Source organism: Lentzea sp. NPDC037011, from assembly GCF_055607425.1.
The window spans coordinates 54,716-68,572 of the sequence record NZ_JBVJRT010000018.1 but is presented as its reverse complement, the minus strand read 5'-3'; the positions used below and the strand labels follow the sequence as shown (position 1 = coordinate 68,572).

The 13,857-nt window shown below is 73.5% G+C and carries 2 protein-coding genes; both read right to left on the bottom strand.

Features of this window, described 5'->3' with window-relative positions; translation table 11 throughout:
• Positions 1 to 39: 39 nt before the first annotated feature.
• Positions 40 to 2,334, bottom strand: coding sequence for a helix-turn-helix domain-containing protein (locus tag ACZ7CH_RS37410; RefSeq protein WP_470376092.1), 2,295 nt, complete (start codon positions 2,332 to 2,334; stop codon positions 40 to 42).
• A 271-nt stretch (positions 2,335 to 2,605) separates the two neighbouring features.
• A complete protein-coding gene (locus ACZ7CH_RS37405; protein WP_470376091.1) occupies positions 2,606 to 13,819 on the bottom strand; it encodes a protein-glutamine glutaminase family protein in 11,214 nt (3,737 codons plus the stop codon).
• Positions 13,820 to 13,857 lie beyond the last annotated feature (38 nt).

Sequence of the window (13,857 nt, the reverse complement as noted above, 5' to 3'; positions counted from 1 at the left end):
AACCGCCCGCTCCGGGCCGATCGAGACAGCGACACCCGTTCAGCCCAATCCGTTTCCATCACACCCTGGTGCGTGGTGCTCCGCCAGGGCGGTCAGCGCGGCGTCCACCCGCTCGCGATCGGTGCGGTAGACCGGACCGTCCAGCAGCTCGCGCGCGGAGAGCAGGCAGCGCCGCGCCCGGTCCGGCTCCCCCGCCTCGCGCCACGCGAGCCCCTCCCTGACCGCCTGGTCCGCCTCGTGGTGGGCCGACTCGTTCTCGACGGCCAACCGGCGCGCCTCGTGGTGGCTCTCGGCCGCCTCCCGCCACCGGCCGAGACCGGCGAGGCAGAGGCCGATGTTCTCCGTCATCAGCATCATCACCCAGCGCACCACCTCCTGGCCGGCCTCGTGCCGGTGCTCGTGCGCCTCGGTGAGCAGGGTCTGGTGCACCGCCAGCGCGTCCTCGTAGCGGCCCGCTTCCTGGAGAGCCACACCGAGGGTGCTGCGCATCCAGTACCGCATCTCGAAGAAGCCGTACTCCGCCGACAGCTCGTGGGCCACGCGGAGGTGGGCCAGACCCTCCTCGGCCTTCGCGAGCCGCGTCAGCTCGACGCCGAGGTAGCAGTGCGCGAACGCCTTCCCGCGGTGGTCGCCGATCTCCTCCGCGAGCGCCAGCGCACGCGAGCTGGTGCGGAGGGCGAGCTCGTTGTCGTTGCGGCACATGTACTGCGCCCAGCCGAGCTGGTTGAGCATGTCCACCTCGGCCACCTGGTCGCCGAGCCGCCGCGCGGCCTCCAGACCGAGCCGGTAGACCTCGTCCCAGCGGTAGTCGAACTCCTGGCTGTCCGCGAACCAGTGCATGGCCTGCGCCAGACCGAGCACCTCGGCGTGCCGGCCGAGCGCCGCCGCCTCGCGCTGCGCGGCCGACCAGTTCGTGCCCTCCCGCACCAACCAGTCCCCCGCGCTCTCCTGCGAGGGGAACGGCGAGCCGTCCGCGTCGGCCGGGCTGCGGAACACGGACGCCCCCGCGGCCGTCGCCGTGTCCAGCAGGTACCGGAGGGTGTGGTCGCGCAGCTGCTCCCGCACGTCCTCCGGTTCCTCCTGGGCCAGTCGCTCGGCGGCGAAGAGCCGGAGCAGGTCGTGGAACCGCAGGCGTCCCGGCGACCGCGCGGTGTCCAGCAGGGACGCCTCGACCAGTTCGTCGAGCAGTGCGCCGACCTCCGGCCGCGGCGCACCCGTGGCCACCGCGGCGAGCGCCTCGTCGAAGTGCTCGCCGGGGATCACCGCGAGGCGCCGGAGCACCCGGCGTGCGAACGGGGACAGCCGCCGGAACGACACCTCGAACGCGGACCGCAGCTGGAGGTCGCCCGCCGACAGGGAGCTGAGCCGCATCCGTTCATCGCGCAGCTGCGACACGAGGTAGGACAGCGACCAGTGCGGGCGCGTGGCCAGCCGGTTGCCCGCGATGCGGATCGCCAGCGGCAGGTTCCCGCACAGCGCCACCAGCTCGGCGGCCACGTCCGGTTCCCCGCGCACGACGTCGTCGCCCACGATCGAGGCGAGCAGGGCCACCCCGCTCTCCGCCGTCAGCGGCGCGACCGAGATCCAGCTCGCGGTCGTCAGGCCGGCCAGGACCCGGCGGCAGGTCACCAGGGTCACGCCGCGGTGGCCCGTGCCGAGCAGCGGCCGCACGTGCGCCTCGTCGACCGCGTTGTCCAGCAGCACGAGCACCCGCCGGTCGCGCAGCAGTGCCCGGAACAGCTCGACGCGGTCCGCCTCGGCCTCGGGAACACCCCTGGCGGGCACGCCGAGGGCTCGCAGCATCCGCTCCAGCGCCTCGTCCGCCCCCATCGGCCGGTCGCCGGAACCGCCCAGGTCGACCGCGAGGCAGCCGTCGGGGAAGTGGGCGGCCAGCCGGTGCGCCGCCGCGACGGCGAGCGAGGTCTTGCCGACACCGGGCGGTCCGGTGACCACGACGACGCCGGCGGGCTCCGCGGTGCCGAGGCCGATCAGCTCGCACAGCTCCCGTTCCCTGCCGACCAGCTCGGTGACCGCGGGCAGCGAGTGGAGCATGGTGGGGTCGACGGGCTTGGCCGTGCGGCGACGGCCCTCCCTGGCGAGCGTCAGGAAGACCTCCCGGTCCTCGCCGGTCAGGTCGAGGGCGTTCGCCAGCACCTCGGCCGAGCGCTCCTGGGCGGAGCTCGCCCTGCCCCGTTCCAGGTCCCGCAGGGCGCGCACGCTCATCCCGGACGAACGGGCGAGATCGACCTGGGACAAACCGGACTCCCGCCGGAGTCTGAGCAGCACCTGACCGAAGGCGGGAATCGCATCATCCGGGACGCTCACGGTCAGCATTAGACCTAGAACAGCGGCTTGATAATTCCTTGATGTTCGCGCGGATGACGACTACCGGCGAGATCGGCACCGACTCGGGTCACGCTTCCCACCAGGCAAAACATCGCTGACGTCAGTTCCACGAGGGCACCGTGGCACCTCATGGGGTGAATTCACTCTGCACGTCCACACCATGATCGATGTACGTTCGGACACTCTTTCCAGCGCCGCGTTACTCCCTTTCAGTGAATTTCCCGGAAGACCACGCAGAATCTCCCCCGCCGTTCTCGGGTTACCGCCTGGGCTGCTGAACCGGAACAGCCGCGTCCTGCGGTGCGGGGAGCCCGAACCGCTCCGCGACCTCCTCCGGCACCTCCAGCGCACACGTGCCCGCCCTCTGCTTCCCGTCCGGCCAGTACCAGCGCCAGCCGTCGGCGGTGGGCCGGGTCACCGCGACGCCGAGCCGCGCGGCGAGGTCGGCGGCATCGATGCCGGGGTTCACGTCGTCGTGCGCGGTGAAGAGCCGGACCGCCTCGTCGCCGTTCCACCCGGCGGCCCGCAGCACGCGGCGCACGTCGTCCGCGCCGAGCGCGACGCCGCGGTCGAGCACCAGCGCCACGACGTCGTCCTCGGCGGGCAGGTACCGGGCCGCGGTGGAGAGCGGGCCGTCCGGGTCGGCCCCGACGAACACGCCCGCGTCGACGCGGACCGCGCTCGCCGCGGGCAGGTCGACGCTGAGCCGCTCGTGCCGGTGGAACGCGGCGTCGCCGGCGAACACCGACTCGGGCGCGGACCAGCCGTGGCGGTGGGCGAGGTCGCCGAACTCGGGCAGCGCGTGCAGGCGCTGTTCCGCCCGCCGCGGGTCGCCGAGCGCCACCAGGTTCCTGCCGTCGAGCCGGACCGCCCTGATGTGCACGGCGCTGCTCCCGCCGTGCAGCACCTGCCCCGGTCCCGCGGCGAGCCACGACCAGAAGCCGTACTGCGACCGGGCGGTCGTGAGCTTCGTCGAGACCGGGACCATGCGCTCCCCCGCAGCCGCGGCGAACCCGCCCCCGAAGGCCGTTCCGCCCGGCTCGGGTGCGAGCACGGCGCCCAGCGCGGCGAGGTACCCCGCCAGCTCCGGCTGCTGCCTGCGGCGCACCGGCAGGTCGACGAGCTTCAGCGCGGCGCCGAGCCCGCTGACGTGCGGGCGACCGGGCGCGGCGGTGGGGGTGAGCACGGGCAGCCGGGGCCCGGTGAGGTCCGTGGCCGCGAGCTTCTGCATCGTCCTCGACCACCGGTCGGTCAGTTCGCGCCAGGCCCCCGGGTGCTGGTCCGCGGCGGCGGCGAGTTCCCCGGCGCGCGTCCGGATGCCCGCGAACTCCTCTCGCGCGAAGGCGATCCGGTCACGCACGCGGCTGCCCTGCACGCGGCCCAGTGGCCGGTCCCGGTGCGTGCGGAAGTCGACGGACGTGGCGGGCAGCGCGGCCGCCATGGCACTCACGACGGCGTCGCCGGCGTGCAGCATCGACACGATCGTCAGCGCCCGGTCCCGCACGGCGATGTTCACCGCGGCGGGACCGCCGGTCGTCTGGAAGTGCCGGGGCTCGTGCCCGGCCGAGGCGAACAGCGACTCCGCGAGCGCGTCCGGGTTGCCGAGCAACGCGGTGAACAGCGGGTCGCCGAGCACCTTCGCGCGGGCCGGGCCGGTGAGGTTCACCGTCGCGAGCACCGCCAGCCGTGACTGCACCGGGGCGCCCACCGGGTAGGAGATCCCGTGCAGGAGGGACCCCTCGGTGGTGAAGGGGTTGTGGCCCTGTTCGAGGTGCCGGGCCACGTCGGTCAGCAGGTGGACGAGCCGGTCGGGGCTGAGCGGCCGGACTGCCCGGTGGTCACCGGACCGGGCACCACCGGCACGGACCGGTACGACCGTGGCGGCGAGCACGGCGTCGTTGAGCACCGCGCGCACCTGGTCGCGCAGAGCCGTGTCGGACACGGTCCCCAGCGCGTCGTCCAGGTTCCGCAGCAGCTCCGCCGTGCCGTCCGCGAGGTCGTGCTGTTCGACCGCGCCGGACGACAGCGCGACCACCTCGCCGGCCCAGTCCGCCAGATCGGTCTCGGACAGGGACAACCGGGCACGTCCGCGGGTCGCGTTGCGGTACGCCGAGGTCAGCCTGGTCCGGTGCCGCGGGTCCGCGTCGGGCTGCGGGCGACTGGTCGCGGGCGAGATCTGACCGGCGGGCGGAGCGCTCTGGCCGGTGCCGGCGCCGGGTGGTGTGAAGCCGAGTGCGCGCGCTCCCGCCAGGTCGACCTGCAACCAGACCTCGCCGTCCACGCCGTCCACGCCGTTCTGCCCGGTCGCGACGGCGGCGGAGGTCCTCCCGTCCCGGTACCCGAGCGTGAGCGTGGGGCGCAGCTCCGCCAGCACGAGGTAGGCGCTGTCCTGCCGCACCTCGGCGGGAACCGGCTCGGCCTCGCGGGAGGCGTACCGCGAGGCGGCCAGCGTCCGCTCGACCTCTCCCGTGCCGATGAGGTTCTCCGCGATCGGACCGGCGAGCAGGGCGGCCTTCCCGGTCACGTCCTCCTCGGTCGTGACGACCGGGCCGGTCCCCTCCGCCGTCGTCTTGCGCAACGACGCACCGGGGATCGGGCCGAACAGCTGCCGCCTGCCCAGGTCGAAGGTGATCTTCGCCGTGGACACGGTCCTGCTGCCGACGTCGACCTGGTAGCCGTCGGGCGACAGGCCCGCCACGAAGCGGGCGGCCAGCTGGGTCGCGGTCGTGGACACGAGCAGCCCGTTCGCCCGGCCCGCGTTCAGCTCCGGCAACAGCTCCGCGAGCCGGGCGTGCAGCCCCTCGGCGTGGAACGGCGTGGCGTTGATCGTGGCGTCGACGGGCAGGCCGGTGCCGTGCGTCAGCTCGCTCAACGGGGTGTCGATCGTCTCCAGCGGCGTCCTGGCGAGGTCCAGGACGGACGGCACCGGCGTCTGGACGGCCGACTCCAGCGTGAAGCCCGGCAGCACCTGCATGTCCCGCACCGGTGTCTGCCGCAGCCCGGGCAGGTGCCTGCGGTAGACACCCGACCGCGCCCAGGGCCGCACCTGCACGGTCACCCGCATGCCGTGGCCGTGCCGTCGCGCCTGACCGGACCACCGGTAGCCGATGGTGGTCCGGGACAGCACCCGGTCGTCCTGCCCGCGGCGGGCCGCCGCTGCCAGCTCGACCGCCGGGTTGACCAGGCCGTTGGTCAGCGCCGACCCGATCCACTTCGGAATGGACGGCGGCAGGGCCACGCCCGCGGACCCGGTCCACTCCGACCGCTCGCCCCCTCTCGACCGCCGGGTCGTCGTGACCTCGGAGTCGACCAGGAAGGCCTCCTCCACGCCCAGGTCAGCGCCGTCGACGCGCTGCGCGCTCACGACGACCAGCTGTTCGAGCTTGCCCGACTCCCCCAGCCGCTCGCCGAAGATCGGCGAACCACCGTTGAGGACGTTGGCCAGCACCTGGTCCCCGCCGAGCTCCAGCCGCCTGCCGAACGCCTGCACCATCTCGTCGTGCAGCCCGGCGAACTGCTTGCGCACCTTGGGATCGGTGATGGTCTGCTCGTAGTCGCGCAGCAGGTCCCGGAGGTCCCGCACCATCCGCAGGGCCAAGTCCGGCCGCAGCGGCTCCGGCATCCCCAGCTCGATGCCGGCCTCGCTCGTCGAGGTCGCGGGCGGCGTCACCGCGTCCGCGTTGTGCGCGGCCTCGTACGCCCGGAGGTCGTCGGGCAGCAGGACGTGGTCGAGGTCGTGCCGGCTGAGCTCACCGATCCTCGGCACCTCGCTCGCCGGAATCCACAGCGTGACGGCCCGCGGCACGTACTTGCGCCGGTCGCCGCCGGCCACCGGACCGTCGTGCTGATCGCCGAACGGACCGGTCCACGTGTGCCGGGCCGACGTCGTCAGCCGGTGCCGCGCGTCGAACTCGACCAGGTAGCCGCGCTCGACCCAGGCGACCTTCGTGCGCGCGTCCACGGTGGTGGTCTCGGTGGTCTCCGGTCCGCGCAGGTAGGAGGCCGCGGCTTTCGCCTCGGCCGTGGCCACCTCCCCCAGCTTCACCTTCGCGGTGAGCCCGGCGTTCGGTCCGGTGCGCCGCTGCCGGTGCGACTCGACCGTCGTGTGGGTGGCGTTCGAGCGGGTGAACTCGTGGGCTTCGTCCACACCGATGATCCGGGCGTTGCCGTAGGTGCTCGTCAACGTCGCCGTGCCGGTGATCCTGCGGCTGCCGAGCTCCAGCGGCGCGAACCCGCTGTCGCCGTTGTAGTTCTCCAGCCGCAGCTCGTCGCCGGGTCCTTCGGCGAGCCCCAGCCTGCCCTGCCGCGACTGCCAGCTCACCCACTGCTCCAGTGCCCGGCGCGACACGTCCTGCGCGTCGTCCTCGCCGGAGCTGCCCAGCTGTGCCGGACGCGCGCCGACGAGCCGGCGCTTCGCCAGCTCCTGGGCCCTGGCGCGGGAGCCCTCCGGTTCGGGAACCGCCAGCAGCCCGGCGGTCTCGGCGCCCAGGCGGGTGATCGCGGCCATCGAGTCGACCTCGAACCGCTTCGGCAGGTCCGCGGCCCGCTCGAACTCCGCGGCACCGCCCGGCCGGGTCCCGGCGTCGACCCAGTCGCTCTCGGTCCCTGGCTCGACCGGTCCGGCGTCCACCGCACGACCCGGTCGCTGGGCGACCGCGATCTCCAGCTCCGCCGCGATGCCCGTCCGGAGCTCCGCGTCGGCCGCAGGGTCCGGGCGCTCGGACCACGTCATCGGCGGGTCCAGGTCCGACCAGTCGGTGCCGGTCCGCACCTCGATCTCCGCCGGGTGCCGGTAGAGGTGGACCGGGACGTCCTCCCCTGTCCAGGCGCGCTCCTCCTCCATCGTCTCGCTGATCTGGCCGCGCCGCTGCTCGGACCGCGTCACGCCGGCCGTGCCGCCGAGCTCGACCGGCCCGGCGTCGCCCTCGACCGCGACCTTGAAGCCCTTCGACCGCGTCCGCTCCGCCGTCAGCTTCGTCGTCTCGCTGGTCGCGACGAACCCCTGCAGCTCCTTCGTCGACGCCTTCTTCACGTACTCGCCACCACCAGGGGCGACCACGCCGCCGAGGAACAGGTCCTTCTCGGCCCCCGGCAAGGAGATCCGCTTCGGGTCGCCGCCGAAGAGCGCCCTCGGGTCGTCGACCAGGGCGTCGCGCAGACTCCGCTGAACGTCCCGTGCGTCCTGCGCGCCGGAGACCACCCCGTCGGCGTAGAGCCTCCGCACGACCCGGCTGATGACCGCCTCACGGGACACGTCGCTGAGCTTCCACCGGCTCCGCGCGTAGCCGGCGACCTCGTCCGCGCTCAGCCCGGACCGGTCCCGCGCGCCGGCGGCCCGAACCGTCCCCGCGGGCGCCGGCTCGTCACGGGCACCGACGTTGTTGCCGCTGTCGCTGTCCACAGGGGAGAAGAGCAACACCGCAGCGGCTTCGACGTGCAACGCCACCAACGGTTTGTCCTCACGTCGGAGGAACCCGAACGAACGGTGCGCGTCGTCGGATGACAACGTTGCCAGCCGGTACCTCTTGCCCTCCTCCGCCATCACCACCAGGAACGGGAAGCTGATCGTGTCGTCGACGAAGTCGCCCTTGATCCGCTCGGTCAGCTCGTGCCGCACCTGCGACACCCGCTTGGAGAGGTTCTGGTTCACCCGGCTGCAGGACACACCGGCCCCGATCTTCACCCCGACCAGGCCGGCGAGCTCCTCACCGGCGTTCACCCCCAGCTCGAACCCGGCCTCGTGGGTGCCCGCCGCGACCACCGAGTGCCGGTGACCCGCCGCCACGGTGCGTCCCAGCGACCGCGCGGCCGTCTGCGCCAGACCGGTTGCGGACGACTGCCCCTCCAGCGCTTTCCCCTGGCGCACCACGATCTTCACGGGCTTGTGCCCCGGGAAGCTGAACGTCTCCTCGACCTGCTCGCCGGTGACGAGGCGCTTGCCCTGCTTCGGTCCGAGGTCGTCGAGCCACCTCTCCAGCCGGGTGATCTCCTGGTGCGACCCCGACAGCCGCAGCGAGGACTTGACCGCGCTGAAGACCGTGTCGATGCCGACGAACCGGACGTGTTCGAGCGCGTCGCGCGCACGTTCGAAATCAGCGTGGCTGCGCGCCCTCGCGAGGGCGTCGGGGGTGGCGGCGAGGTCCGGGTAGCTCAGCGCGGGGCTCGCCGTCAGCGGGCTCTCCGGCGGCGGGTCGCCCTGCTCGCTCGGGGCGGAACCGAGCTGCGGCCACGACAACGTCATCGTGACCGACTGCTTCCACTCCACCGGCTCCGGCCGCTCGCGGTGGAGGTGCCGCTTCGGTGGCTGGATCCGCAGGCGGTGGTGCACGTCGTGCGACGTCCGGGTCACCCTGGCGCCCGCCTGGGTGATCTCCACGGTCTCCCGTGTCGTCGCGGTCGTCGAGGTGCGCCGCTCCGACGCGGTGCCGAGCACGCCCTGCACCGAGAACGACACGGTCACCGGCCCGGCCGGCACCGATCCCTGCACCGGGTTCACCGGCGTCGAGACCACCTCGGCCGACGTGACGTCCTCCACCTGCCGGACCGTCTCGGACCTCGTCAGGTCCGCGGTCGTGCTGACGGCGTGGTGGTGGGGTGCTCCGATGCCGAGCGCGTGCACCTCGACCTCGAAGTCCTCCCACACCTCGCGGATGCCTTCGAGCGAGCGGTCCAGCTGCTTGAGCTTCGCGTCGGAGAACGTCACGTCGACCCACCGGCCCAGTTCCGCCGAGTCCTCGCCGAGCTCCCGCAGCTGGTCCCGCAGCGCGCTGCGCAGGTGAGCGAAGTCCGGTTCCCCGTCGACCTGCGGCTGGTCGACCTGCGCCCGCCAGGCGCGCGCCTCCTCCGCGGCCGTCACCCAGGAACCGGTCGTCGACAGGCTCGCGCCACGCCGGTGCCGCACCGACCTCCGCCTGCCCGGTCCCGCCGGACTGCCAGGACCACCGGGTGCCCGGTGCACCTCCGCGGGGCTGAGGAGGCTCGTTCCCCGCCGCGGCCTCGACGCTCCGCCTCTCAGCGCGGGCTTCAGCCCGGCCTCGCGCGCCAGCTGTTCGGCGAGTGCACGGACCGGTTGTCCCGGGGGCAGGCCCTCCTCCAGTTGGTACAGCCGGTACGCGACCAGCTCCACCACTTCGTCGTAGGCCAGCTGGAACCGCGACCCCGGCACCGCGAACTGGTTCACCGTCAGCGCCGCCAGGGTCCGCAGTGACGCGACCCGTTCCGGTGGCAGCTGCCGCCACTGCTGCGGCAAGCGGTCCACCTCGGCGACGCTCGACAGCACCGACGACGACGGGACGAGCGGGTGCGGTGCCGCGGTGTGGCCGCCCTGCTCGGGCAGGGCGCTGCGAAGTTCCGCGCCGGCATCCTCCCCTTCGGACTCCGGCCGCGGCGCCGCCGGGACGACGGTGTGCCGCGGCAGGCCGGCGACGGGGCGGTCGGGGAACACCGTGGCGAAGTCGTCCAGCGGCACGTCACCGATGAACAGGTCCAGCACGTCGGTGAACCGCCGCGGCATGCGCAGACCGCCTGCGGGCACCGCGTCCGGGCTCCACCGGCCCATCAGCGTTCCGCTGACGTCGAGCCCGCCACCCTGGTTCGTGGTCTCGTCGACGAGCCCCAGCATGTGGCCGAACTCGTGCGCGCTGTGCTCCTGCGACTGACCGGGGTGCCAGTTCGTCTGGTCGACCAGGCGGCCGGGGTCCATCGTCACCACGTGGTGGACCGCGGACGTCCCGTCGGCGGGCAGGAGGCGGAACCACAGCGGCTCACCGTCCGGTCTGCGCAGCGGCCCCCCGTCGCGTCCGCTGTTGAAGTAGCGGTCCACACCGGCCTGAGCGCTGCGCAGCAACGCCTCCCGCGTCGCCTCGTCGTGGCGCCCCTCGGGGTCGAGCGCGACGCGGACGGTGACCTCGGTGACCGGCCCGTCCCCGGTCGCGAACCGGCGCACCTCGAACGCCGACCTCTCGACCGCGTCGTGGCCGGGCAGTGCGCGGATGCGGCCCCGCTGCACCACGCCCGTGCGCTCCGGCTGCGCTCCGGCGTCGAGTGCCCCGCCGGACGTCACCGCGTCCTCGATGGCGTCGGCGTGGTCGGGCAGCAGGTGGAGCAGTCGCCGCAGCGGCTCGGGTTCCCGGTCGAACAGACCGCTCACGCCGACGGGTTCGCGTTCCGCGAGAGCGGACAGGGCGTCGTGGACCAGGTCGATGGACACGCCGGCACCGGAGGCTGTCTCCAGGTCGACGCGTGCGGCGATGTCGGCGAGCGCGCGGTCCACCCGCCGTTCGGCGGCAAGGGCGTAGAACTCGCGCATCTCGACGATGGCGGCCCGCGACTCGGCGTCGGCGTGTGCCCACGAGGTGTCGTGCGGGCCCACCAGGTCGGGGAAGCCGTACACGTGCGAGTCGGTGAGCACCAGCACCGGCACGTCGACGGGATAGCCGTCGTCCCACCTCGCCGGGAAGTTCCGCTGGTCGTCCATCAGCTGCTGCTGCACCGCCTCGGCGGTGCCCTGGTACCGCCGAACCCTGTCGGCGCCCGCGGCACGAGCCCAGTCGTCGATGCTCAACGGCCGTTCGGCGTTCACGGACGGGTCGAACACGACCCACTCGCGACTGTTCGGCGTCACCACGGCGACCGCGACGGCGATGTGGAAGTCCCACTCGACCTCGGCCGTGCCCAGCCCCGGTCCCCCGATGACGACCTTGCGCGGGTCGGCTCCCCGCTGCTGGAGCGCGACGGCCATCCGGTGGGCCCGGTAGGTGCAGCCGTCGTCCGCGTAGTCGTGGGGCAGGCGCCGCTCGCCGAAGAGGTGGTCGTCGAAGGTCAGCTCGCGCAGCTGCGCGAACCACGCGTCCGCCTGCTCCCGCGACACGGGGTCCGTGATCACGTCGCCCAGCAGGTGGTCGACGTAGGCGGACTCGTCCGGCCGCAGTCGGCGCAGCTCGGTGCCGAGGTCCTCGCGGAACTCGTCCCAGTAGGCGTCCTCGACGACCCTGACCGTCTGGGGGTCCCTGCTCAGACCGTCCAGCAAGGTCACCGCACCCTCGAAGTCGTCACTCCGGACGTGGGCATCGACCTCCCGCACCAGCTCCCGCACCGACGGCAGCTCGGCCGGGTCGGCATCCGGCCCCACCGCGATCGAACCGAGGGGCATCTCGGCGGCGGGGTCGGCGAAGAACGTGGTCACCCGCCCCATGACCTGCAACGCGCGCTCGTAGTCGGCGCCGGACAGCCGCCCGTCCTCGTGCGCGGCGGACAGCGCCTGCGCCAGCTGGTACGACCTGTCCTGCGCGCCCGGAACCTCCATGAGCCGGTGCAGCTCGACCAGCAACCGCCTGCCGTTGACGGCGGGCTGCTCCAGCGTGGAGACGACGGACCGGTGTGCGATGTCCGTGGCCTGCTCCGGTGCCACGGGCGTCTGGGCGCGCACGACTTGGCTGACGGCGTCCGGGGCCTGGCTCACGACGTCCGGGGCCTGGCTCACGACGTCCGAGGCCTGGCTCACGACGTCTGAGGCCTGGCTCACGACGTCCGAGGCCTGGCTGACGGTGTCCGGGGCCTGGCCCGGTGCCTGTGGCACCTCCGTGCTCGGAGGCAGTGCGGCGGTGACCCTGCCGCCGGAACCCGTGGACGTTGCCCCGGCCTCGACGGGTGGTGTCTCGTTCGCGGAGACCTGCCCCGCGGCGACGTCGCGTCCGCTGGGCCGGTCGTCGCTGGTCTGCTGGGCCGACGGCGCGGACTGCGGGTCGTTCACAGCCGCCGGGTGGGTGGCGGAGGAGTCCGCACCCGGCTGCCCGGACGGCGGGGAGGCGGTGAGTCCGTGTTCGGCACGCGGCTGCGCTCCCAGCGGAGCGTCCTGACCACCGGTGATCGGTGCCGTCCGCACCTCGTCCCGCAAGGCGGGCGACGTCTGCGGGGTGAACGGCACGTCCGCGGCGGAGGACTCGGCTGCCAGAGGCACGACCGCTGGAGAGGAACCCGCCGCCGTAGCCACCGCCGGAGACGAACCGGTTGCCGGAGCCACTACCCCCGCAGAGGGCCCGGCCACCAGAGGCACCACCGCCGGAGACGAACCCGCCGCCGGACGCACCACCGCCGCAGAAGAACCGGCCATCGGAGCCATCACCGCCGAAGGCGACCCGGTTGCCGGAGCCACCACCGCCGAAGACGACTCGGCCGAAGAAGACCCGCTGGCAGGTCCGGCCTGCGGCCCGTTCCCGGTCCCCGGCACGGCGGGAGGCCCACCGGCGGGAACATCCCGCGGAACCTCGACCGCAGCGGGAACACCGCCTCGCCCAGGCGCCACCCGCCCACCGAGCGGCGCGTCGGCGCCACCGTTCCGCGTCGACCCGGACGCCGGACCCGTCACGGCACCCGGCCGACCGCCTCCGGACGCTTGCGCGCCTCCGTCCGCGTGAACGCCTCCCCCGGCAGACGTCCCGCCCTTCCGCCCCGGCGGAACCGCACCACGAGCCGCGCCTCCGCCTGCCCACGTCCCGGCCCCATCGGTCGCCGACAGGTTCCTTTCCGCCACAGAACCAGGCGCGCCCTCATCGGCAACGGGCCCGTTCGCCGACGCACCTCCGACACCACCGATCGCCCCCGGCACGGGCACCTTCACCGCGTCCCCGTTGACCAGCCGGTCGATCGCGTCCCCGGCGTCGTGCGCCTTCTTCGCGGCGGCACCGCTGAAAGCACCGCCCACCGCACCGGCCCACAGGTCGTTCAGGCTGCCGCCGAGGACCCCCGCGGCACCGGCGCCCACCACGACGTCGGCGACCGCCTCCGCCGCGCCGTGGAACGCTGCCGTGTCCTCGACGCGCGGCTTCCACCGGCCCGCGCCCAGGTGCATGGCGCCGGCAAGGCCCTCCGCCGCGCCACCGGCCACGAAGCTGATCAGCGAGCTGGTGCCGTCCCAGCGGTGGCGGTTGCCCTCGGCGACCTGGGAGAGCTGTGCGATGGCGTCTTGCACGACCTCTTCGACGCCGCCCTCCACGGCCTCGCCGATCAACCGGATGGCCCAGTGCAGCCGCATCGAGATCTGCTGCACGGCGATGCGCGCCGAGGTGATGAACGACGGGACGAGCGGCGCGGTGAAAGGGCTCGACAGCGCCCACAGGATCGACGCGGCGAAGAAGGCGATCTCCACCATCATCGCGTAGACGGAGTGCTCGACGTTCAGCGCGAGGTCGAGCAGGCTGCTCGACTGCGCCCCGGCGATCAGCGCGATGCCGGGGACCTGGCCGAGCACGCGGGTGACCTGCTCGCGGAACGCGCGCCCTGCGCGGCCACCGATGGCGTGCTCGACCGAGCTCACCAGCTGCGCGACGCCGTCCGCCAGTTCCTGCAGCGTCCGGCCGCTGTCCAGCCAGTGCTGCGCGAGCGCACGCGTGGCCGCCACGTCGACCTTCGGCGCCTGCTGCCCTGCCACGAGGACCCAGAGCCAGTCGAACGACGGATCGAAGTGCAGGCTCACCGTTCCTCAGCAGACGTCCGTCGAAATCCTCGCAGCAG